Below are 22022 nucleotides of genomic sequence, written 5' to 3'. Positions count from 1 at the left end.
TATAAGAAAGCCCTCCATAGGAGAGCCCGCCACTATTCTGATTCCTGCAAGTTTTCAATTTCGGCTGGCCGTTCAAACGACAGCGGGCCAAATTTTTCTGAACGGATTTCCCTGATGACTAGTTCCGCCACCTTATCATAATCAATCATGCCTCCACTGGTCAGACAGCCGCGCAATTTGCCGATATGGTCAAATAACGCTACGGCGTCTTCGGGAATTTCGGGCAGCTTATAGCGTTCCTGCAGGCGCTCGGGATAGCGGCGTTCCAAAAACCTTAAGGCGTAAATGGTTAAGTCTTGAAGATTTAATAAGGTATCTTTAATGGCACCTGTAATCGCCAGCTTCATTCCCACTTCTTGGTCCTCAAATTTTGGCCATAGAATCCCTGGTGTGTCTAAAAGCTCCATTTCTTTGCCGACCTTAATCCACTGCTGAGCCTTGGTAACCCCTGGAGTGTTTCCTGTTTTCGCAATATTTTTTTTGGCTATGCGGTTGATTAACGTGGATTTCCCCGCATTAGGAATGCCTACAATCATCGCCCGAATCGCCCGAGGTTTGACGCCCTTTGCCCTCATGCGGTCAAATTTTTCTTTTAACAATTCCTGGGCGGCCTGAGTGATTTTTTTCATGCCTTCCCCTGCTTGAGAGTTAATGGCGATAGCCTTAACTCCCTGATTGTCAAAAAAGGCAATCCACTCTTTCGTGGCCTCCTTATCAGCCATGTCCGCCTTGTTTAATAATACAAGCCTTGGCTTATGCTGAATAATCTCATCAATCATCGGATTCCTTGATGAATAAGGAATTCTTGCATCTACTAATTCAAAAATAATATCAACTAATTTTAATTTTTCCGTGACCTCTCTGCGAGCCTTGGCCATGTGGCCAGGAAACCATTGGATCGTCAAAGCAGCCACCTCCCAAACATTCTATTTTACGGATACAATATGTGCGTCTTTTAATGGCCAATAAACAATGCTGGTCTTTCCAATGACCTTATCCATTGGAACGGTGCCAATATGCCTGGAATCCTTACTAAAGCGGCGATTATCGCCCATTACAAACAATTCCCCTTCAGGAACCGTTTTACGGCCGATTTTTTCTTCTAGCGTGAATGGATCCGTAAGAGGGCCATCTTGCACTTGCTTTTTATATTCATCAAGGTATGGCTCATCATAAGCTTTACCATTGACATATAAAGTATCATTTTTATACTCGATGGTATCACCAGGCAGGCCGATCACTCGCTTGATATAATCCTTTTGTTCCGGTGCATGAAACACGATGATATCAAAACGTTTAGGTTCACCGATTTTATAGCTTAATTTATTGACGATCATTCTGTCCTGGTCTTTTAACGTCGGCATCATGGATAATCCATCTACCACAATAGGAGCAAATAAAAAGAACCGGATCACAGCTGCCAAAATGACTGCTATTAACAATGCCTTGGTCCATTCCCAAAGTTCATTTTTCTTTTTTGCCATAATATGTCCCCACCATTCCTGCACAAAAATGTCTTATATAAAACCTATTTTACATATATTGCATACAATTAACACGATGGGAAAAGGATTTTAATGAAACTTTAATATTTTTGCTGAAAATCGCTCCTATTATCCCCATCTACTGTTTAAGCAGGATTATGTATAAAAAAAGAGCCTGCAGAGCAAGCTCTTTTTTTCTTATTAGCGAATTTCTTTAATACGAGCTTTTTTACCGCGAAGGTTACGCAAGTAGTAAAGTTTTGCACGGCGGACTTTACCGCGGCGGATTACTTCAAGCTTCGCAATTTTTGGTGTGTGAACAGGGAATGTACGCTCAACGCCTACACCGTAAGAAACTTTACGTACTGTGAAAGTTTCGCTGATTCCACCACCACGACGCTTAATCACAACACCTTCAAAAATCTGAATACGCTCGCGAGTTCCCTCGATAACTTTCACGTGTACACGTACAGTATCACCAGGACGGAACGCAGGAAGATCTGAGCGAAGTTGTTCTTTTGTGATTTCTTCAATTAGTTTATGCATCGTTTTCAACTCCTTCCAACAGATGCTCATGCATACCAATCATTTAGCAAAAAATGCAGCGGAACATCGTTATAAGACCAAAACCTGAAAAAGTATCAGCTCAAAGTCACAAGAAGTATCATACCATAATTGCTTCGAGTCCGCAACACTACATGGATTCTTTTTTTACTTCTGCTAACCATTTTTTTTGATCAGGGGTCAGTTCAATTTTCTCTAATAAATCCGGTCTTCTCAGCAGCGTTCTCCTGAGTGCCTCTTTATTGCGCCATTCTTCAATAAGCCGATGATTCCCTGACATCAACACATCCGGTACTTTCATGCCGCGGAAATCAGCGGGTCTTGTATAGTGCGGATGCTCAAGAAGGCCTGTTGAGAACGAATCCTTCATATGGGATTCCTGGTTTCCCAAAACCTCAGGCAACAACCGGACTACACTATCAATCACGACCATCGCCCCCAGTTCTCCGCCAGTTAATACATAATCCCCGATAGAAATTTCATCCGTGACCAAAGACTCCCGGATCCGTTCATCGTACCCCTCATAATGGCCGCAAATAAAAATCAAATGATCTTCCTTGGCTAACTCCTCGGCCTTTTTTTGATCATACCTAGTCCCTTGTGGACACAAAAGAATGACGCGCGGACTGCTTTGGGCTTTTTCCTTAAGCACTGCCACTGCATCAAAAATCGGCTGTGGCATTAACACCATCCCTGCGCCTCCCCCATAAGGGTAATCGTCAACGGATGAATGCTTGTTATCGGAAAAGTCGCGAAAATTGACAAGATTATACTCGACAGCCGCTTTTTCTGCGGCCTTATGTAAAATCGAGGATCCAAGCACCCCGTTAAACATTTCCGGAAAAAGTGTCAGGATGTCAATTTTCATCATGATAATAATCCTTCCATTGGTTCAATAATCACTAATTTATCTTGTACATTGACTTTTTTTACAACCTCTTGAATATAGGGTATTAAGATTTCTTTCCCATGAAGGTCTTTAACTACCCAGACATCATTGGCACCAGGAGTCAGGATTTCTGTGATTTTCCCAATTTCCTCTCCAGCGGCAGTTTCCACACGGCAGCCAATGATTTCGTGAAAATAAAATTCATCTTCTTCCAGATCGGTTAACTGCGACTCAGGCACTTTTAAAATTCCTTCTTTAAACTTTTCAACTTCATTGATATTTTCATAACCTTCAAATACCAGCAAATCAAAATTTTTATGGGTCCGGTGGCTTTTAACGATCAATTCAATCGGAGTTTGTGATTTGGGCAAGAATAAGAATAGTTTGTTTCCTTTTTGATACCGTTGTTCGGGAAAGTCTGTTTTGGAAATGACACGGACCTCACCCTTGACTCCATGAGTATTGACAATTTTGCCGACATTAAACCATTTTTCCATCCATTTATCACCCTCTACCTAATTTCCTCAATTATTCCATCTTTTACAATAATGGCATGCTGCTTGTTCACTGCCTCCCAAGTATCGCCTGCCTTCACCTCTATAAGAGCCTGTACCTCTTTTTCTGCTAATTCACTGCCTATTGGTAGGATATGTAGTTGTTCCATTTGAAAATCAAGAAGCTGCAGTTTTTCCTTCCGGGTTTTAAGCTCTTTATCAAAATTCTTTTTCAGTGAATCGGCCGAATAGGCTTTTGTTTTTTCTAAACGTTTAAATTCAAACAATAGCTGGTCACATTCTTTGTGAAGCTGCAGCCTTTGTAACTCGTAGTTTTCCATAAGCTCCTGTTTGCTTTTTTCTGTTAAGATTTGCTTGACTACAACCGTTTGAATGATTTGCATTAGACAGCCTCCTTCATATTACTCTAGTTCATAAAGGCTATAGCAAAAAAGGGGGGATTTTATCCCCCCCTTCCTCTAGATGCAAAAAGCTATTCACCAATTTCCAGAAAAATTTTCTTTTGTTGTGACGATCCTGCTGCATATACAACAGTCCTAATGGCCTTTGCAACACGCCCCTGCTTGCCGATCACTTTACCAATATCTGTTCTGTTTACAGTCAAATGATAGGTAACTCGAGTTGGCTCTTCCACGACATTCACTTGAACATCTTCAGGAAAATCAACAAGGGGCTTTACGATTGTTTCAATAAGTTCTTTCATAACACCCTTAGATTACTTGCCTAATTTTGCATTGTGGAATTTTTCCATAATGCCTTGGTTAGAGAAAAGGTTACGAACTGTATCAGATGGTTTCGCACCATTTTGTAACCATTTAAGAGCTAATTCTTCATTGATATCCACTTGAGCTGGTTCAGCAACTGGATTGTAAGTTCCAACTGTATCGATGAAACGTCCATCACGTGGTGAACGAGAATCAGCTACTACAATACGATAGAAAGGAGTTTTCTTTGCTCCCATACGTTTTAAACGAATTTTTACTGCCATAATTAAAAGCACCTCCGAATAGTTTCACACAAGATAGTATAATATCAATTGTTAAATGATTTGTAAAGTGTTTTTTCTTTACAGGGTAGTATTACCTTAAATTAACAGATTTAAACCGATATAAAATGCTTTACGCTCTAACCCCAGCTGATTCTGCCTTTAGGTTTAGAACGGATTGAACGGCAATTTGAATCCGCCTTTTTTCTTTGACTTCATCTGCATGCCAGACATTTGTTTCATCATCTTTTTCATATCTTCGAACTGTTTTAACAGACGGTTTACTTCAGTAACAGGCCGCCCGCTGCCTTTGGCAATTCGGCGCTTGCGGTTCGAATTCAAGATTTCCGGATGATTTTTCTCATCCTTGGTCATCGATTTGATGATGGCCTCAACATGAGCAATTTGCTTCTCATCAATTTGCAGGTTATTGAGTCCCTTTATTTTGTTAGCTCCAGGCATCATCTTCAGCAGCTCATCTAACGGTCCGAGTTTGCGGACCTGTCCCAGCTGATCAAGGAAATCATCCAATGTAAACGTGGCAGTCCTCATCTTTTGCTCTAATTCTTTTGCCTTTTCCTCGTCTACACTTGCCTGTGCCTTTTCAATAAGGGTCAATACATCGCCCATTCCCAAGATTCTAGATGCCATCCGCTCGGGATGAAACGGCTCAAGCGCGTCCATCTTTTCACCTAGACCCACAAACTTAATCGGTGTTTGAGTCACCGCCCGGATAGAGAGCGCGGCTCCGCCTCGGGTATCGCCATCAAGCTTTGTCAGCACCACTCCGGTGAGGCCGAGCTGCTCATTAAAACTTTGGGCTACATTGACAGCATCCTGCCCTGTCATCGCATCCACAACAAGGAAAATCTCATCTGGTTTGGCCAGCTCTTTAATATCCTTTAATTCACCCATTAACGCCTCATCGACATGAAGCCGTCCAGCGGTATCAATCAGGACATAATCATGATGTTCTTCTTTGGCTTTTTCGATGGCTTGTCTGGCAATTTCCACAGGGCTTACTTGGTCACCAAGTGAAAAAACGGGCATATCCAGCTGTTTTCCTAATGTTTGCAGCTGTTTAATTGCTGCAGGGCGATAAATATCAGCCGCAACCAGCAATGGTTTTCGGTTGTATTTCTTCCGCAGCAGCAGCGACAGCTTTCCGGTTGTGGTGGTTTTACCGGCACCCTGCAGCCCCACCATCATGATTACCGTTGGCGGGCGGGTGGAAACAGCTATTTTGCTCTGTTCGCCCCCCATTAGTGCGGTCAATTCTTCATTAACGATTTTAATAATTTGCTGTCCAGGAGTTAAGCTTTTTAAGACCTCTTGCCCAACAGCCCGTTCGCTGACTTTCTTGATGAAGTCCTTAACGACTTTAAAGTTTACGTCTGCTTCCAATAAGGCTAGACGAACTTCACGCATCATTTCCTTTACATCCGCTTCGGAAACTTTGCCTTTGCCGCGGATTTTCTGGATCGTATTCTGCAGTCGGTCGGCTAATCCTTCAAACGCCATATATGCCGCCTCCTAATCTAATTTTCCAAGCTCTGTCACGATTTCCTGCATTGCTTGGATTGATGGATTCTCTTCATTAAGCCATTCATTTAATTTCTTAATTAGAGCGGAACGCTGCTGAAATTTATGGAACAATAAGAGCTTTTCTTCATACTCCTCAAGCATAGCTTCCGTCCGTTTAATATTATCATAGACGGCCTGACGGCTGATCTCATATTCTTCCGCAATTTCTCCAAGCGAATAATCATCTAAGTAGTAGAGAGACATATAGCTTTGCTGTTTGGGAGTCAGCAGCGAATAATAAAAATCATATAGATAATTCATCCGCGTTGTCTTTTCTAGCATGCTAATCCCCCCGTGTTAAGTGAAACACCTTTACAAAGTAGTTTAACCAGTAAAGCATTATCTGTCAAGAAAATGATCTTTACAGTCATTCATTAGTTTGCTCTACTTGTTCCGCAAATAAGCCGTAAACATATTTTTCTGGATCAAATTCTTGCAAATCATCCATTTTTTCTCCCAAACCTACGTACTTCACAGGAATTTTCAATTCATTCCGTATGGCCAGCACGATCCCGCCTTTGGCAGTTCCATCCAATTTCGATAGAACAATTCCAGTGACATTTGTTGCCTCTTTAAAGGTTTTGGCTTGAACTAGGGCATTTTGGCCAGTGGTGGCGTCTAATACAAGCAGGACTTCATGTGGAGCACCGGGGATTTCCCTTTCAATGACCCGCTTCACTTTTTCAAGCTCTTTCATCAGATTAACCTTGTTCTGCAGACGTCCAGCGGTGTCGCACAGCAAGATATCAGCATCCCGCGATTTTGCGGCTTGAATGGCATCATACATCACTGCTGCCGGATCAGAGCCTTCACCTTGCTTAATGGTCTCTACACCAACACGATCGCCCCAAACCTCGAGCTGCTCAATGGCTCCAGCACGAAAGGTATCGCCTGCTGCCAAAAGAACCTTCTTTCCTTCCTTTTTAAATTTGTAAGCAAGCTTGCCAATGGTGGTGGTTTTCCCGACGCCATTGACGCCGACAAACAGAATAACAGTAAGACCGCCCTGCTGGATATTCAAACCAGGGGATTGCTCCTCATCCGCATTATAAATTTCAACCAGTTTTTCTGAAATGACACTTTGCACTTCTGCTGGGTCTTGGATATTCCGCCGCTTGACTTCTAATTTTAATTCATCAATCAGCTTCATGACCGTATCAAACCCGACATCAGCTTGGATTAGGATTTCTTCAAGCTCTTCAAAAAATTCTTCGTCTACCTTGCGATAGCGTGCGATTAGGTCGTTTACCTTACCTGAAAAGCTATCTCTTGTTTTCGTCAACCCTTCCTTAAACTTTTCGGTAACGTTATCGGTTGATTTTGATATTTTTTCCTTTAATTTCTTAAAAAAACTCATTGTCCCACATCCCAATCATTATGATTCTACCAGTTCTTTTGTATCCTCCAGGCGGACCGAAACCATTTTTGAAACGCCAGATTCCTGCATGGTTACCCCGTAGAGAACATCGGCTCCTTCCATTGTGCCTTTCCTATGGGTAATCACTATAAATTGAGTTTCTTGGCTGAACCGTTTCAAATATTGTGAAAAGCGATGGACATTCGCCTCATCCAGTGCCGCCTCCACTTCATCAAGAATGCAAAATGGAACTGGGCGCACCTTTAGAATCGAGAACAGCAGCGCGATGGCTGTCAATGCACGTTCGCCGCCTGATAACAGCCCTAGATTTTGGAGTTTTTTACCTGGTGGCTGGGCAACAATCTCTACCCCTGTGTTTAAGATATCCTCTGGCTCGGTCAAAATCAAATCGGCCCGTCCTCCGCCGAACAGTGCGCGAAACACCGGTTCAAAATGTTCCCTTATACCATCGAAGGTTTGGGTAAACCGTTTCTTCATCTCCTCATCCATTTCATCAATGACTTGGAAAAGAGTGTCCTTGGCCTCTTGGAGGTCTGCTTTTTGTTCACTTAGGAATTCATATCGTTCAGAAACCCGTTCATATTCTTCAATGGCCCCTAGATTGACATTTCCCAGCTCTTCAATCGCCATTTTTACCAATTTTACTTTTTTGCGCGCGTCTTCAAGCGGAACGGAGAGCGGATATTGCTCTTTCGCTGCCTCAAAGGATAATAAATACTCTTCTCTTAAGTGGGTAAGCCGCGTCTCCATCTCCACATCTAACCGGGTCATTTTGACTTCTTCATCCTTAGTTGTCACCGTTAACCCCTTGTGAAGCCGTTTTAGCTCCTTTGTCTCCACTTCCATATTTTCAAGAGCATCTTGAAGCTTGAGGCGCTCCTCCCTTCTGGCGGCAATAAGCTGGAGTGTTGCTTCCTTATCCTGCTGCTTTCGTTTGGCTGCTGCCGCTAATTGTTCCTCGCCTGTAGTACTATTGGTCATTTCTGAAGTTAACAGATGAAGGTCCTCTGAATATTCGGCAAGCTTTTGTTCGCTCTCTTGCAAATCCTGCAAAGTTAACTGCAGCCGTTCTTTAGCATGCAGAAATTGTTCATTTTTTGAGGCAAATTCTATTTTAAGTTCATTTATTTCACTGGATAGAGCTTCCTTAGATGATGTATCCTGCGTTCTTTTATCAGTAAGCTGTTGAATCTGAATATCTAATTTCTCGATACTTGCCTGATATGTTCCCAACGCCTCGGTTAATTCTGTTTTTCTTTGCCTCAAAACGGTTTGTTCACTTGAAATTTGTTCTTTCTCTAAATCATAAAGTGCCAATCGCTCATTGATATTTTTTTCTTCCAGCTCTGCACCTCTTAGGTCTCCTATAACGGTCTGTTCAGAGACTCTCAGCTCCTCACCGGTTTTACGCATTTCCTCATGCAGGGATTCGGATTTGTTTACTTCTTCCTTTAACGATTTAACTGTTTGTTCCAAACTGGCCGTTTTTTCTTCCATGATCACCAGTTTATTTTTCAGCTCATCAAGCTCTGCCTTTCGGGATAATAGAGAAGTAGACTTTTGCTTTATAGCTCCACCTGTCATAGAGCCGCCTGGATTTACAACATCCCCATCGACCGTAACGATACGCACGCGGTATTGCAGAAGCTTGGCTAAATCGTTGGCGCCTTTTAGTTCCTTTGCAACGACTACATTGCCCAATAAATTATTCATGACGTCCCCATAACGCCCGTCAAATGAGACCAGGCTTACAGCCGTTCCAATGAAGGACGGATGGCTCTGGATGGACGACAGCTGCGATGAAGACAACGGACGCCCCTTGATGACACTTAACGGCAAAAAGGTAGCTCGTCCATAGGAGTGCTGTTTTAAGAATTGGATCGCAGCCCGTGCATTGTTCTCGGTATCAACGACAATATGCTGCAAGGACGCACCAAGTGCCGTTTCTAGGGCAATTTGGTATTCTTTCGGAACTGTAACTAATTCTGCAACTGCCCCTTCTATTCCCTTCAGCCTTTTCCCCCGCTCCTTAAGGACCTCCTTAACGCCTTGATAAAAGCCGGAAAAATCCTCTTCCATTTCCTCCAGCATATCTTTCTTTGATTTTGCCTGCTGAAGCAGCTGATAGGCCTGATATAAAGTTTTCTCCTGCTTTTGGTAATTCGCTTTTAGATTTTCAAGTTTCCGCTGCTGCTCCCGGAAAGCAGCAACCTGGTCCGAAAGCTTTTGCTCAATTTGCTTAAGCGCCGACTGGATTGATGCTTTTTTTTGTTCGATCGCTTGGCGTTCCTGCAGGTATTTTTCATTTTCTGAATCAAGCCGTGCACTTTTCCGTTCATGCTGTCCCAGCTGTTCTTCAATGTATCGAAGTTCGTTTTTTGCTCCTGCCTGGCTGTTTAGTGTGTCGATATACTCACTTTTTAAGCTTTCGATTTTTTCGTCGATGCCTTCACTGTACAGCATGAGCCTTTCTTGTTTTTCCTTCAATGAGGTTTGCAAGGCTTTTACTTGCGCTTTTAGATCATTAACCGCAGCTTCGCAGGTTTCTTTGTTATTTTTCAACTGGGTAATTCGTTCGGTTAGCCCAGTAATGGTCAATTTTAGCTGCTCTTTGTTTTGCGAGGCATTTTTCTTGCGTTCGATGAGAACTTCTTTGCGGCCTTCCAATTTCTCGAGCTCCTCAGTGGCACGAAGCAAAACATTTTGAAGATCGGTCACCGATTCATCCAAGGCAGCGATCTGGTCTCTTACCTCTGCCATTTTTGCTTCCTTTACCTGAAGTTCGGTTGATAACTTCAATTCATCCTGCTGATGCTCCTCAAGCTGTTTTGCGAGGCTTTGCCAATTTTGATGCAGCTCCTCGATTTCATGTACAGTTAAAGCCACCTCAAATTTTTCCAGCTCATCTTTCTTCTCCAAGTAATCCTTTGCCATCGATGCTTGGATTTTTAATGGCTCGACCTGGCTTTCCAATTCATGAATAATATCATTGACCCGATTTAAATTCTCCTGAGTTTCAGAAAGTTTAATTTCCGCTTTTTTCTTGCGGTTTTTATATTTTAATACGCCAGCTGCTTCTTCGAAAATCGTTCTTCTGTCCTCAGCCTTGCTATTTAGGATTTCTTCGACTTTCCCTTGGCTGATAATAGAAAAAGCTTCCCGGCCAAGTCCAGAATCCATGAATAAATCAATGATATCCTTTAAACGGCATGGCTGTTTGTTAATAAAAAATTCACTGTCACCAGAACGCGATACACGCCTAGTGACACTGACTTCGTTATAATCAATGGACAATCCCTGATCCTGATTATCTAAAGTCAGCGTCACTTCTGCAAAATTCAACGCCCTCCTCGTGTCACTTCCAGCAAAAATGATATCTTCCATTTTGCTTCCTCTAAGTGATTTGGCTGATTGCTCCCCCAATACCCAGCGAATGGCATCGGTAATATTACTCTTTCCGCTGCCATTTGGTCCGACTACAGCGGTTATTCCTGGGACAAAATCGACACCGATCCGTTCAGCAAATGATTTAAAACCGATAATGTCCAAACGTTTTAAAAACATTCATAATCCTCCCTAAATGCTAAGGGAAATCTCCTCCCAAACATTTTGTCTATCTTAAGTTGTTTTAGATTTTAGAACCTCTAACGCCATTTGGGCGGCATGCTGCTCTGCTTCTTTTTTTGACTTGCCTGTTCCTACTCCCAATTCATCTCCATTCAAGGTAACCCTTGATACAAACTCTTTATTGTGGGCAGGACCCTTTTCTTGCAGTACCCGGTATTCTATTGACCCAATTCCATCACGCTGAATAAACTCTTGCAATTGGCTTTTAAAATCCATCACATGAGAAAAAGCACCTGCGTTAATTTTAGGAAAGACGATTTTCTCAAGGAACTGAATCACAACCTCTAACCCTTTATCCAAAAAAAGAGCCCCGATAAATGCTTCAAATACGTCGGCTAACAGGGCTGGACGCTCACGGCCGCCGGTCATTTCTTCTCCCTTTCCCAACAAAATCAGCTTGCCAAATCCAAGTTCGCTTGCAAAAGAAACAAGTGATGGTTCACATACAATGGCAGCCCGAAGTTTAGTCAATTCCCCTTCGGTCATAGTTGGGTATTTGTTAAAAAGAAATTGTGAGATCGTCAATTCCAAAACCGCATCTCCTAAAAATTCGAGCCTTTCGTTATCTTCAAAAGGCTTTCTGCGATGCTCATTCACATAGGATGAATGTGTAAAGGCTTGTTTTAATAATTTCTCATTATGAAACAAAACTCCAATTGAATTTTGCAATTCTTTAAATAAATGCTCGTTTGCGCGATGCACATCTATTTCCTTTCCGTTTTTGCGCATTGAATTCTCCACCTTGCATAAAATTTACACTTTATCTTATTTTAAGTAAAACCTATAAAAAACACAAAGAAACCTGGCAAAAGTTCTGCCAAGTTCTATCATACAATAAGAATAGCATCGGCGCTATACAATTAAAGCCCCGTTAAAAAACGGAGCTTTGATTCACATCCAACGAATTACTTTTGGCTATTTATGTAGTTAACAGCATCTCCGACTGTGCTGATATTTTCAGCATCTTCGTCAGAAATTTCCATATCAAACTCATCTTCTAGTTCCATTACTAGTTCAACTACATCAAGGGAATCTGCACCAAGGTCTTCTTTGAATGAAGCTTGAAGCGTTACTTGAGATTCGTCAACTCCTAAACGGTCAACGATAATCTTGGTAACACGCTCTAATACATCTGCCATGCTCGTTCACCTCCCCTCAAAATATTATAGAGTATTTCACAAAAAAGTACACCGTTTTTTATAAAATTACATGACCATTCCGCCATCAATATGAAGGGTCTGCCCTGTCATATAGGAAGCGGCATCTGAAGCAAGAAAGGCGGCAACTTTGGCGACATCCTCTGGATCACCGAACCGCGCTAACGGAATCTGCTTTAGCATTTCCTGTTTAACGTCTTCGGGCAATTTATCCGTCATATCTGTAGAAATAAAGCCAGGGGCCACAGCATTGACCGTAATATTTCGGGAAGCCAGCTCTTTTGCAGTCGTTTTTGTCAGGCCAATGACGCCCGCTTTAGCGGCCACATAATTCGCCTGTCCGGGATTACCGCTAACGCCAACAATCGATGCAACATTTATGATCCTCCCATAGCGCTGTTTCATCATTTGCCTTGTTACGGCTTTCGTGCAGAGAAATACACCTTTAAGGTTAATATTCAACACGTCATCCCATTCATCCTCTTTCATCCTCATTAATAAATTATCTTTTGTGATGCCTGCATTATTAACCAGGATATCAAGCTTGCCAAAGCGGTCAATGGCTGCTTTCACCATTGCTGTAACGTCTTCAGAATGGGAAACATCACATTTGATGGCAAATGCGTCGCCGCCTAATGCTTTAATCTCATCAACCACTTCATTCGCTTTTGCCTCACTCCCGGAGAAATTAACGGCTACATTGGCGCCCTGCCTCGCTAATTCTAGCGCAATTTCACGTCCGATTCCCCTCGATGCCCCTGTTACAAGAGCAGCTTTTCCTGCTAAACTCATATTCGCTCCTCCTTTAATGCCTCCATGACAGCAATTGCACTTTCCTCATCTGAAACAGCATAGGTCTTAACGGTTTTGTCAATTTTTTTAATCAGGCCTGATAAAACCTTTCCGGGACCAATTTCGACAAAAATATCGACACCTAATTCAATCATTCTTTTGACTGAATCTTCCCATAAAACAGGAGAATAGAGTTGTTCGATTAATTTTCCTTTTATTTCATCTGCTTCTGTAATTGGTTCTGCTGTAACATTGGCCACTACCGGAATATTGGCATCAGCCATTGTGATTTCATTTAAAATTGCCTGCAATTGTGATGCTGCAGGTTTCATTAGTGGAGAATGGAACGGTCCTGACACTTCTAAAGGCAGAACCCGTTTTGCCCCGTTCTCTTTAGCCTGTGCACCAGCAAGTTCAACACCTTTTCTAGTGCCGGAAATGACAATTTGTCCGGGACAATTTAAATTTGCAAGTGCGACAGGATTTCCGGAATCGGTTACCTGCCCAGTAATGAAAGACAGTTTGTCCCTCTCCATTCCAAGGACAGCCGCCATAGTGCCCTCACCGTTAGGAACAGCACTTTCCATATATTCTCCACGTTTTCTTACCAAATAAACTGCATCCTCAAATGAGAGTGCTCCTGCAGCCGCAAGGGCTGTATACTCTCCAAGGCTGTGCCCGGCCGTATAATCAGGCACAATTCCGGATTTTTGAAAAAACTCTAAGATGGCTAAACTTGTCGTTAATAGTGCAGGCTGGGTATTAATAGTCAAAGTCAATTCTTCCTTCGGTCCCTCAAAGACCAGCCGGCTTAATGGAAAGTTTAAAGTTTGGTCCGCTTTCTTAAAATATTCCATAACCTCAGAATTTTTTTCAGCTAGCTCTTTAGCCATTCCAACTGCCTGTGAACCCTGTCCAGGGAAAACAAATGCTATTTTGCCCAATGCAGCTCCTCCTTATCTTTGTAATTCAATTGAAGCCGTTTCTTCGACTGTTTGTTTAATTAATCCAATTACGTCATTATTGACCATTTCCCTGGTCTGTTTAATCGCACTGAATATCGCTTGTGCATCCGATGAACCATGCGCTTTAACCACAGGTGCCTTTAAGCCAAAAAGACTTGCCCCGCCATATTCGGAATAGTCCAATTTGCTCTTCAATGAACTAAATTCAGGCTTTAACATCCCGGCTGCCAGTTTACTTTTCAGGCTGGACATCAAAGTGGTTTTTAACATTTTAAACATGCCTAATGCGGTGCCTTCAATGGTCTTTAACACCATGTTACCGGTAAAACCATCCGTCACCACGACATCTGCAACTCCTTCAAGCAAATCTCTGGACTCCACATTCCCAACAAAATTAATATTTGCTTGCTTAAGAAGGCCATATGCATGTTTGGTCAGTTCATTGCCTTTCTTCTCCTCAGTGCCGATATTTAACAGTCCAACTCTTGGATTCTGAATGCCTCTCACTTTTTCGCTGTAAATGGAGCCCATAATCGCATATTGCAAAAGATGGTCCGGTTTGGCATCGGCATTCGCTCCTACATCCAATAAAAGAAATCCTTCTCCGCCAATTGTCGGAAGCGTTGGCGCTAAAGCTGGACGGTCAATTCCTTCAATCCGGCCTACTACAAACAGTCCGGCAGCCATTAAAGCCCCGGTACTTCCGGCAGACAAGCAGGCATCAGCCTTTCCTTCCGCCACTTGAGCTGCCGCAAGGACCATAGAGGCATTTTTTTTCCGTCGGACAGCCCGAACTGGTTCATCAGTACTTAATATAACTTCATCAGTATGTATAATCGTTAGTCTTTCGCTGCTTGTGAGGGTCTCTTTTATTTTGCTCTCATCCCCCACAAGAGTTATTTGCAATTCTGGAAATTCGTTAATGGCCTTCATGGCACCTAAGACAACCTCTTTTGGTGCATTGTCGCCGCCCATAGCATCAATGGCAAGTTTCATTGGTCTCATCCCTTATTGATTATTCGAACGGTACATTTCAAAGTCTCCGGTAAAAACGAGTTCATTATTGACGAAGCTTTTCACTCGGACAAATGTCCTGCCCTTCGCCTCATCAATTTTTAATACCTTGGCTTTAGCAATGACACGTTCATGCAGTTTCACTGAGCGAATAAATTGGATATTCGCTTTTGCTGTCAGCGCCAATTCATCATTGATGACTGCCACAGCAAGTGAATTTGCCTGAGCAAAAACATGATGCCCTCGGGCAATTTGATTTCGTTTAAAGACATGTTCATTTTTTACATCAAAAATGGAAATCGCATTTTGGTCGAGTTCCATATCAATAATTTCCCCGATTACTTCATCGATTGGAAGTGATTTGACTTCATCGTCAAACCGTTTTTCCGCAACTGATTTAATTCGTTCCCGAAGCTCGGGTATCGATAACTCCAAACGATCCAAACGGATTGTTTGCACACTTACTTGAAATTTTTCTGCAAGCTCCTCGTCCGTAATAAATGGATTATCTTGAATAGTGGACATTAACAGCTGCTGTCGTTCTTTTTTACTTCTCCTCATTTTCCACACCGTCCGAGTTCTTATGACTAGGTACTAAGAGTAGTATAAAATTTAAAAAAGCAGAATGCAAGAATAAGTTTTTTATCCTTGTATTCTGCTCCAAGTATAGACAAGTTAAAAACAGGAAAAAAGACCTGTCTTTAATCAAGTTTCTCTCCTTCTAAGACCCCCGAATCTTCAAGATAAGTCCGTAAATGTTCGTATTCCGGGGAACTCCAGAAGGCGCTTGATTCCAGCAGCATGGCCGCATCGTTTCTGGCTGTTTCTAGGGCACGATAATCGTGAACCATATCAGCAATTTTAAACTCAGGGATTCCACTTTGTTTTTTGCCAAAAAAGTCACCTGGCCCTCTGAGCTCTAAATCTTTCTCGCTCAACACAAACCCATCATTTGTTTCGGTCATTATTCTCATACGCTCTTGGCCGGTTTCTGACTTAGGATTTGCAAGCAATATGCAATAGGACTGGTCACTGCCTCGACCTACCCGGCCCCGAAGCTGGTGGAGCTGGGACAAGCCGAATCTCTCAGCATCGTAAATGACCATTATGGTCGCATTTGGCACATTTACCCCAACCTCCACCACTGTAGTGGAGACAAGGACTTGAACATCATTGGAGCTAAATTGTTTCATTACCGCATCTTTTTCTTCTGCCGCCAATCGTCCATGCATCAGACCCACCTTATAGCGATTCTGAAAGAATTGGCTTAGGGCGGCATACACATCAATCGCGTTTTGGACATCAAGCTTATCCGACTCTTCAATGAGCGGACATATTACGTAGGCCTGATGCCCTTTTCTTAATTCCTTTTCAACCATTCCAAGAACCCGTTCCAGCATTTCTGGTTTGGCCCAATATGTTTCAATTGATTTCCTTCCTGCCGGCATCTCATCCAGAACGGATACGTCCATTTCTCCAAACACAGTAATGGCGAGAGTCCTTGGAATCGGGGTTGCTGTCATGAACAGCACATCAGGGCTTTCTCCCTTTTCCCGCAATACTCTCCGCTGTTCAACTCCAAATCGGTGCTGTTCATCGGTTATGACAAGCCCTAATCTCTTAAAGGCAACCTCATCCTGAATCAGCGCATGGGTACCAATTAGAATGTCCACATTGCCTTCTGCCAATTCATGAAGGATTTCCTTTCTTCGTTTCCCTTTAATTGAGCTTGTCAAGAGTTCACACCGGACATCGAAAGGCTCAAGCAGTTGTCTTAAAGATTCCGCATGCTGCTCCGCTAAAATCTCTGTTGGCACCATGAGCGCCCCCTGAAATCCAGCCGTCACACTGGCATACAATCCGATGGCTGCCACTACTGTTTTTCCCGATCCAACATCACCTTGCAATAACCGGTTCATGCGATAAGGCGATTTTAAATCCTTGATCATTTCGTTAACTACCCGTTTTTGGGCACTGGTTAACGGAAACGGAAGTTGATTGAGAAACTCTTTTAATTTCTGCAAATCATAATTTTGGCTTACTCCAGGCGAATGCTCCCGCTCAAATTTTCGCAATCCCTGCATTTTTAACTGAAAAACTAGAAATTCCTCATAAACAAAGCGCCGCCGTGACTGCTTTACGTCTTCCTGGCTTGAAGGAAAATGTAAGGCTCGAAGGGCATCCTTCCGGTTAAGCAGACGGTATTTTTGCAAGAAATGATCAGGCAAAGTTTCTTCGATATAGCTGCCATATTGCTGAAAGGCTAACCGGATAAATTTTCTCATTCCTTTTGTTGTTAAACTGCCTCTTAAGGAGTAAACAGGCTCAAAATCTGCCGTCTTGATGTTGGCGCCCAGCTGAAGTTCATTGGCGGTAATGATCTGCCGATGGGCATCCCATTTTCCCGTCACCGTAATGGTTTCATTGATTGCTATTTTATTTTTTAAATACGGCTGGTTAAAAAATACCACTTTTATCAGGTACCGGCCGACCAGAACCCGTATCGTCAGCTTTGATTTTTTTCTGCCATAATAGGCAAGAGAAGGCTCACTATGAACCTTCCCCTCCACGGTCACTTTTTCATCATGCTGCACCTCTGCTAAATCGCGGAGGCGGTAGTCCTCATACCGATAAGGAAAATATTCCAATAAATCCTTAATAGTAAAGATATTGATTTCAGATAGGATGGCCGCAGTTTCTTCCCCAATGCCTTTTAGGGCGGTTACTGGCTGATTTAAATAGGCATTCACTATTCTTTAAGCGGCACACCAAAGATTTTGGCTTGCAATGCCCGGCCTGTTGGTGTATCCGCCAACCCTCCCAGTCCAGTTTCTCTTAATGCTGTCGGCATGGATTGGCCGATTTTGTACATGGCGTCGATTACTTCGTCACACGGAATCCGGCTTTTGATTCCAGCCAAAGCCATATCGGCAGCGACCATGGCATTAGCTGCCCCCATGGCATTTCGTTTTACACATGGCACTTCCACCAATCCAGCAACCGGGTCACAGACTAATCCAAGCATATTCTTTAATGTAATCGCCATCGCCTCTGCACATTGCTCAGGACTTCCGCCAGCCATTTCGACGATGGCTGCAGCAGCCATCCCTGCGGCTGATCCAACTTCAGCTTGACAGCCGCCCGCTGCCCCTGAAATGAAAGCATTATTCGCCACAACAAAACCAAATGCTCCGGCAGTAAATAAAAATGATATCATTTGTTCCCTAGTCGGGTTAAGCTTCTTCTTAACAGCAAATAAGGTTCCCGGAACCACGCCCGCGGAGCCTGCTGTCGGCGTAGCGCATATCGTTCCCATTGCTGCATTGACTTCGTTGGTTGCCACAGCTTTACTTACGGCATCCAGAATCGTTTCTCCCGAGAGAAAATTTCCTTTTTCGATATATGCTTGCAAGAGTACAGCATCTCCGCCGGTTAATCCGGAGTGGGATGTGACTCCTTTGATTCCTCGTTCTACCGCTTCTTCCATTACGGTAAGGTTACGGTCCATAACCGCGATGATTTCTTCTCTCGACCGTCCTGTTACGGCAATTTCCTGTTCTAACATAATTTCGGAAATCTTTTTATTTTGTTTGACGGCGAGTTCCACTAATTCAGCAACATTGCGAAACACAGAGGTCCCCCCCTTACTATCTTTTATTCTACAATCTTCGTTACTTTCAGTATGTTTGGAAGTTGTTCGAGCTCTTCGATTAATTGTTCATCTACATTTTGATCTACTTCGATGGTCATTAGAGCCATTTTGCCAACATCTTTGCGGGCAACCTCCATATGTCCGATATTAATTTCATATTTTGCAAGAGTATTAGCCACACTTGCTATAGCACCAAACCGATCATTGTGTACCACAAGGATGGCTGGATGATTTCCAGAAAGCTTGAGCTCGAATCCGTTTAATTCGGTTATTTCTATTTTTCCGCCGCCAATGGAAATGCCCACCAATTCTAGTTCTCCATTATGGTCACCGATCATGATTCTAGCGGTATTAGGGTGTTCTGGAACGGCATCCTCTTCGATAAAACGCAGTTTAATACCGTGATCTTTCGCAATATCCAAAGCATCGATGATTCTAGGATCATCTGTATCAAAATCCAATAAACCGCCAACAATTGCTACATCCGTTCCATGCCCCTTATAGGTTTTAGCAAATGAGCCATAAAAAGAAATATTCGCCCATTTTGGCTCCCTGCCAAACAGGCTCCTTGCCACACGTCCAATTCTGGCTGCACCTGCCGTATGGGAACTGGATGGGCCAATCATCACCGGACCAATTATATCAAACACGCTTCTATATTTCATTGATAACTCTCCCTTTACACATCCGGATTGTTAATATTAGCATATTCCACAAAAAAAAAGAAGGGATAACACCCTTCTATTTTAGACGTTCTTTATTCGATTGAAAAGATATAAGAATATAATGGCTGCTTGCCATTATGCAGTTCAATTTCCACATCACCGTAGTTTTCTTCCACAAATTGTGTCAGGTTATTGACTTCCTCTTCAGTGACATCTTCACCGTAGATAATGGTTAGAATTTCCGATTCGCTATTAAGCATTTGGGCAAGAAGCTCTTCGGCAGCTTTTCCTTTATCCTTATTCTTGACAATGATTTTACCCTCAGAAATCCCCATAAAATCATCTTTCTCAATATCCAGCCCATCAATTTGCGTGTCGCGGACAGCAAAGGTGATTTGTCCAGATTTTACATGGCCTAATGCATCATTCATTGCAGCTTCATTAGATTTAGCATCTGTCGATGGATTAAACGCTAATAATGCCGCAAGCCCCTGTGGCACAGTCTTAGACGGAATGACATGAATCTCCTCATCCGTCACATCAGCGGCCTGTTGGGCAGCCATAATGATATTTTTGTTATTCGGCAAAATAAACACTTTTTTAGCATTTACCTGTTTTACAGCCTTAACGATATCTTCCGTACTTGGATTCATCGTCTGTCCGCCTTCAATGACAGCATGTGCTCCAATACTCTTAAATAGTTCAGCAATCCCAGAACCCATCGATACCGTGACAATCCCATATTCCTGTTGTTCCTTCGGCTGTTTGTCAGACACAAGCGGAGTTTGCGTACCAACAATTTCAGAATGCTGCTGCCGCATATTTTCTACTTTAATTTTAATTAAGCTTCCATACCGCTGGCCATAAGAGATCACTTCACCCGGCTGTTCTGAATGAATATGGACCTTGGCCACCTCATCATCGGAAATAACCAGCAAAGAATCTCCATACTTGCTTAGATCATTGCGGAATGTAGTCTCATTAAACGGATACTTGTCCGTTTTTTCCTTCTCAAAGCGAACCATAATTTCCGTACAATACCCATAAACAATATCTTCGGTATTCATAAAGCCTTGAACACTTTTATGGTGTTCCGCATTGACCATTTCATCCAAAGACGGCATTTCTGCTGGGAGATTGGGTAATTCCTCTCCCTTTAATTGTGCCAGAAACCCTTCATAAACGCATACAAGACCTTGTCCGCCACTGTCAACGACGCCAACTTCCTTTAATACCGGAAGCAGGTCTGGGGTTCGTTTCAATGAAGCTTTCGCTTCCTTTAAGACTTCCTCCATGACGGCAATAATGTCGTCTGACTTTTGTGCAGTCTGAACTCCCTTTTTCGCAGCTTCCTTTGCTACGGTCAAAATCGTTCCTTCAACAGGCTTCATAACTGCCTTATAAGCCGTTTCAACTCCTGCTTCGAATGCCTGGGCGAATTCTTTCGCTGTTAAACTGGATTTGGCTTCGATTGCTTTAGAGAAACCGCGGAATAGCTGGGACAGGATGACACCTGAATTTCCGCGTGCCCCCATTAACAATCCTTTCGAAAGGGCAGCTCCAACTTTCCCAATATGTTCTTGCACATTATTTTTAACTTCTTTTGCCCCGGAAGTCATGGACAAATTCATATTTGTCCCTGTATCCCCGTCGGGCACCGGAAAAACGTTTAATGCATCCACCATTTTTGCATTTACTGCCAAGTTATTGGCACCTTGAATCACCATCTCGGCAAAACGCTTTCCATCTAATGATGTTATTGACACAAAGCTTCCTCCTTACTACGGGTTCGTCACACGAACTCCCTGAACGAAAATGTTGACCGAGTCGACGGCTAGTCCAACCGTTTGGTCGAGGGTATATTTTACTTTTGATTGCACGTTGTGAGCAATTTCGGAAATTTTAGTTCCATAGCTGACAATAATGTACATATCTATATGTATTGCCTCGTTTTCTTGGCGAACGATTACACCGCGAGTAAAGTTTTCTTTTCTTAAAATTTCAGTGAAACCATCTTTTATTTGGTTCTTAGAGGCCATTCCAACGATACCATAGCACTCGATTGCTGCTCCTCCAGCAATGGTTGCGATGACTTCGTTTGAAATATCAATTTGTCCGTACTTTGTTTTTAATTCAATGGACATGAATCGTTCCCCCTTCGGATAATTGCTCCTTAACTACAGTCATTTTACTATACTGGCAAAAATAATAAAAGTCATTCCTGCCTGTTTATTATAAACCATTTATGCTTAGCAAATGTCAAGGTTTTTTTCTTGAAAGCTTTTGATCCAACTATTGCATTCACATCACTTGTATGATAAATTATTAAGGTATCTTTAGGCTAGAAAATTTGGCTAAGCCAATTTTCTATATCCAATGATTTTTTTGATTTAGTGATTGGTAAGTTAAGGAGGGAAAATAGATGCCACGCAAATGTGTAGTAACTGGAAAGAAAACTACAACTGGTAACGCACGTTCACACGCTATGAACGCAAACAAACGTACATGGGGTGCTAACCTGCAAAAAGTACGTATTCTTGTTGATGGAAAACCAAAACGTGTTTGGGTTTCTGCAAGAGCACTAAGATCTGGTAAAGTTGAGCGCGTATAATAAATCGTGTCAAAGCATCCTTCATAAGGATGCTTTTTTCAATTTCCATCCTGCTTTATTATTCCCCATTTACAAAAAATTAAAAAGCACCCATATCAGGGTGCTGCCTGTTTACAAGATCGACTTTGTTTGGATCGTTT

At 42.6% G+C, this 22022-nt stretch carries 24 protein-coding genes; 1 reads left to right on the top strand and 23 read right to left on the bottom strand.

Annotation, left to right across the window (positions count from 1 at the left end):
* Window positions 1-32: 32 nt before the first annotated feature.
* The 23 genes from ylqF to NFS43_RS02110 all read right to left on the bottom strand — a co-directional run bounded on the left by ylqF (window position 33) and on the right by NFS43_RS02110 (window position 21415).
* Window positions 33-905 carry a ribosome biogenesis GTPase YlqF gene (gene ylqF, locus NFS43_RS02220; RefSeq protein ID WP_251549132.1) on the bottom strand — a complete coding sequence of 291 codons (873 nt, stop codon included), beginning with the start codon at window positions 903-905 and terminating at the stop codon, window positions 33-35.
* 21 nt (window positions 906-926) lie between these two features.
* Complete coding sequence (gene lepB, locus NFS43_RS02215) at window positions 927-1484, bottom strand: signal peptidase I (protein ID WP_251549131.1); 558 nt, start codon at window positions 1482-1484, stop codon at window positions 927-929.
* Between the two features lie 201 nt (window positions 1485-1685).
* Window positions 1686-2030, bottom strand: coding sequence for a 50S ribosomal protein L19 (rplS, locus tag NFS43_RS02210; protein WP_251549130.1), 345 nt, complete (start codon window positions 2028-2030; stop codon window positions 1686-1688).
* A gap of 148 nt (window positions 2031-2178) precedes the next feature.
* Window positions 2179-2916, bottom strand: coding sequence for a tRNA (guanosine(37)-N1)-methyltransferase TrmD (gene trmD / locus NFS43_RS02205; RefSeq protein WP_251549248.1), 738 nt, complete (start codon window positions 2914-2916; stop codon window positions 2179-2181).
* Window positions 2916-3434, bottom strand: coding sequence for a ribosome maturation factor RimM (rimM, locus tag NFS43_RS02200; protein WP_251549129.1), 519 nt, complete (start codon window positions 3432-3434; stop codon window positions 2916-2918). Before rimM ends, trmD begins: the two co-directional genes overlap by 1 nt.
* A gap of 14 nt (window positions 3435-3448) precedes the next feature.
* Window positions 3449-3835 carry a YlqD family protein gene (locus tag NFS43_RS02195; RefSeq protein ID WP_251549128.1) on the bottom strand — a complete coding sequence of 129 codons (387 nt, stop codon included), beginning with the start codon at window positions 3833-3835 and terminating at the stop codon, window positions 3449-3451.
* Window positions 3836-3924: 89 nt separating this feature from the next.
* The gene (locus tag NFS43_RS02190; protein ID WP_251549127.1) at window positions 3925-4155 is read right to left on the bottom strand and encodes a KH domain-containing protein; all 231 of its coding nucleotides are present in this window, start codon (window positions 4153-4155) and stop codon (window positions 3925-3927) included.
* 12 nt (window positions 4156-4167) lie between these two features.
* The gene (rpsP, locus tag NFS43_RS02185; RefSeq protein WP_251549126.1) at window positions 4168-4440 is read right to left on the bottom strand and encodes a 30S ribosomal protein S16; all 273 of its coding nucleotides are present in this window, start codon (window positions 4438-4440) and stop codon (window positions 4168-4170) included.
* 165 nt (window positions 4441-4605) lie between these two features.
* The gene (gene ffh, locus NFS43_RS02180) at window positions 4606-5958 is read right to left on the bottom strand and encodes a signal recognition particle protein (RefSeq protein WP_251549125.1); all 1353 of its coding nucleotides are present in this window, start codon (window positions 5956-5958) and stop codon (window positions 4606-4608) included.
* A gap of 12 nt (window positions 5959-5970) precedes the next feature.
* Window positions 5971-6303, bottom strand: a complete 333-nt coding sequence (locus NFS43_RS02175; protein ID WP_251549124.1) for a putative DNA-binding protein — start codon at window positions 6301-6303, stop codon at window positions 5971-5973.
* Between the two features lie 85 nt (window positions 6304-6388).
* Window positions 6389-7378 carry a signal recognition particle-docking protein FtsY gene (gene ftsY / locus NFS43_RS02170; protein ID WP_251549123.1) on the bottom strand — a complete coding sequence of 330 codons (990 nt, stop codon included), beginning with the start codon at window positions 7376-7378 and terminating at the stop codon, window positions 6389-6391.
* Between the two features lie 18 nt (window positions 7379-7396).
* On the bottom strand, window positions 7397-10963 hold the full coding sequence (smc, locus tag NFS43_RS02165; RefSeq protein WP_251549122.1) for a chromosome segregation protein SMC: 3567 nt from the start codon (window positions 10961-10963) through the stop codon (window positions 7397-7399).
* Between the two features lie 54 nt (window positions 10964-11017).
* The gene (rnc, locus tag NFS43_RS02160) at window positions 11018-11755 is read right to left on the bottom strand and encodes a ribonuclease III (RefSeq protein WP_251549121.1); all 738 of its coding nucleotides are present in this window, start codon (window positions 11753-11755) and stop codon (window positions 11018-11020) included.
* A 176-nt stretch (window positions 11756-11931) separates the two neighbouring features.
* The gene (acpP, locus tag NFS43_RS02155; RefSeq protein WP_251549120.1) at window positions 11932-12165 is read right to left on the bottom strand and encodes an acyl carrier protein; all 234 of its coding nucleotides are present in this window, start codon (window positions 12163-12165) and stop codon (window positions 11932-11934) included.
* Window positions 12166-12231: 66 nt separating this feature from the next.
* Window positions 12232-12975 carry a 3-oxoacyl-[acyl-carrier-protein] reductase gene (fabG, locus tag NFS43_RS02150; protein ID WP_251549119.1) on the bottom strand — a complete coding sequence of 248 codons (744 nt, stop codon included), beginning with the start codon at window positions 12973-12975 and terminating at the stop codon, window positions 12232-12234.
* The gene (gene fabD, locus NFS43_RS02145) at window positions 12972-13919 is read right to left on the bottom strand and encodes an ACP S-malonyltransferase (protein WP_251549118.1); all 948 of its coding nucleotides are present in this window, start codon (window positions 13917-13919) and stop codon (window positions 12972-12974) included. Before fabD ends, fabG begins: the two co-directional genes overlap by 4 nt.
* A 12-nt stretch (window positions 13920-13931) precedes the next feature.
* The gene (plsX, locus tag NFS43_RS02140; RefSeq protein WP_251549117.1) at window positions 13932-14936 is read right to left on the bottom strand and encodes a phosphate acyltransferase PlsX; all 1005 of its coding nucleotides are present in this window, start codon (window positions 14934-14936) and stop codon (window positions 13932-13934) included.
* Window positions 14937-14948: 12 nt separating this feature from the next.
* Window positions 14949-15515 carry a transcription factor FapR gene (gene fapR / locus NFS43_RS02135; protein WP_251549116.1) on the bottom strand — a complete coding sequence of 189 codons (567 nt, stop codon included), beginning with the start codon at window positions 15513-15515 and terminating at the stop codon, window positions 14949-14951.
* Window positions 15516-15655: 140 nt separating this feature from the next.
* The gene (gene recG, locus NFS43_RS02130) at window positions 15656-17704 is read right to left on the bottom strand and encodes an ATP-dependent DNA helicase RecG (protein ID WP_251549115.1); all 2049 of its coding nucleotides are present in this window, start codon (window positions 17702-17704) and stop codon (window positions 15656-15658) included.
* The gene (sdaAA, locus tag NFS43_RS02125; protein WP_251549114.1) at window positions 17704-18585 is read right to left on the bottom strand and encodes an L-serine ammonia-lyase, iron-sulfur-dependent, subunit alpha; all 882 of its coding nucleotides are present in this window, start codon (window positions 18583-18585) and stop codon (window positions 17704-17706) included. Before sdaAA ends, recG begins: the two co-directional genes overlap by 1 nt.
* Window positions 18586-18608: 23 nt before the next feature.
* Complete coding sequence (sdaAB, locus tag NFS43_RS02120; RefSeq protein ID WP_251549113.1) at window positions 18609-19271, bottom strand: L-serine ammonia-lyase, iron-sulfur-dependent subunit beta; 663 nt, start codon at window positions 19269-19271, stop codon at window positions 18609-18611.
* Window positions 19272-19363: 92 nt separating this feature from the next.
* Entirely contained in the window at window positions 19364-21037 is a 1674-nt protein-coding gene (locus NFS43_RS02115; protein ID WP_251549112.1) for a DAK2 domain-containing protein, read from the bottom strand.
* A 15-nt stretch (window positions 21038-21052) separates the two neighbouring features.
* On the bottom strand, window positions 21053-21415 hold the full coding sequence (locus NFS43_RS02110; RefSeq protein WP_251549111.1) for an Asp23/Gls24 family envelope stress response protein: 363 nt from the start codon (window positions 21413-21415) through the stop codon (window positions 21053-21055).
* Window positions 21416-21693: 278 nt separating this feature from the next.
* On the opposite strand from NFS43_RS02110, the gene rpmB reads away from it, so the two are divergent.
* Complete coding sequence (rpmB, locus tag NFS43_RS02105; RefSeq protein WP_007087786.1) at window positions 21694-21882, top strand: 50S ribosomal protein L28; 189 nt, start codon at window positions 21694-21696, stop codon at window positions 21880-21882.
* Window positions 21883-22022: the final 140 nt, after the last annotated feature.

The sequence above is a fragment of the Neobacillus muris genome (genome assembly GCF_943193175.1).
Classification (GTDB): Bacteria; Bacillota; Bacilli; order Bacillales; family Cytobacillaceae; genus Neobacillus; species Neobacillus muris.
Note: the sequence above shows the minus strand (reverse complement) of the source record. Positions and strands in the feature narration are given on the sequence as shown.

Coding starts and splice junctions, on each gene's coding strand:
- trmD (WP_251549248.1), bottom strand. CDS start 2,916: ATGAAAATTGACATCCTGACACTTTTTCCGGAAATGTTTAACGGGGTG.
- fapR (WP_251549116.1), bottom strand. CDS start 15,515: ATGAGGAGAAGTAAAAAAGAACGACAGCAGCTGTTAATGTCCACTATT.
- rplS (WP_251549130.1), bottom strand. CDS start 2,030: ATGCATAAACTAATTGAAGAAATCACAAAAGAACAACTTCGCTCAGAT.
- NFS43_RS02110 (WP_251549111.1), bottom strand. CDS start 21,415: ATGTCCATTGAATTAAAAACAAAGTACGGACAAATTGATATTTCAAAC.
- rimM (WP_251549129.1), bottom strand. CDS start 3,434: ATGGAAAAATGGTTTAATGTCGGCAAAATTGTCAATACTCATGGAGTC.
- fabG (WP_251549119.1), bottom strand. CDS start 12,975: ATGAGTTTAGCAGGAAAAGCTGCTCTTGTAACAGGGGCATCGAGGGGA.
- plsX (WP_251549117.1), bottom strand. CDS start 14,936: ATGAAACTTGCCATTGATGCTATGGGCGGCGACAATGCACCAAAAGAG.
- NFS43_RS02190 (WP_251549127.1), bottom strand. CDS start 4,155: ATGAAAGAACTTATTGAAACAATCGTAAAGCCCCTTGTTGATTTTCCT.
- acpP (WP_251549120.1), bottom strand. CDS start 12,165: ATGGCAGATGTATTAGAGCGTGTTACCAAGATTATCGTTGACCGTTTA.
- rnc (WP_251549121.1), bottom strand. CDS start 11,755: ATGCGCAAAAACGGAAAGGAAATAGATGTGCATCGCGCAAACGAGCAT.
- NFS43_RS02195 (WP_251549128.1), bottom strand. CDS start 3,835: ATGCAAATCATTCAAACGGTTGTAGTCAAGCAAATCTTAACAGAAAAA.
- rpmB (WP_007087786.1), top strand. CDS start 21,694: ATGCCACGCAAATGTGTAGTAACTGGAAAGAAAACTACAACTGGTAAC.
- ftsY (WP_251549123.1), bottom strand. CDS start 7,378: ATGAGTTTTTTTAAGAAATTAAAGGAAAAAATATCAAAATCAACCGAT.
- sdaAB (WP_251549113.1), bottom strand. CDS start 19,271: ATGAAATATAGAAGCGTGTTTGATATAATTGGTCCGGTGATGATTGGC.
- NFS43_RS02175 (WP_251549124.1), bottom strand. CDS start 6,303: ATGCTAGAAAAGACAACGCGGATGAATTATCTATATGATTTTTATTAT.
- ffh (WP_251549125.1), bottom strand. CDS start 5,958: ATGGCGTTTGAAGGATTAGCCGACCGACTGCAGAATACGATCCAGAAA.
- rpsP (WP_251549126.1), bottom strand. CDS start 4,440: ATGGCAGTAAAAATTCGTTTAAAACGTATGGGAGCAAAGAAAACTCCT.
- smc (WP_251549122.1), bottom strand. CDS start 10,963: ATGTTTTTAAAACGTTTGGACATTATCGGTTTTAAATCATTTGCTGAA.
- lepB (WP_251549131.1), bottom strand. CDS start 1,484: ATGGCAAAAAAGAAAAATGAACTTTGGGAATGGACCAAGGCATTGTTA.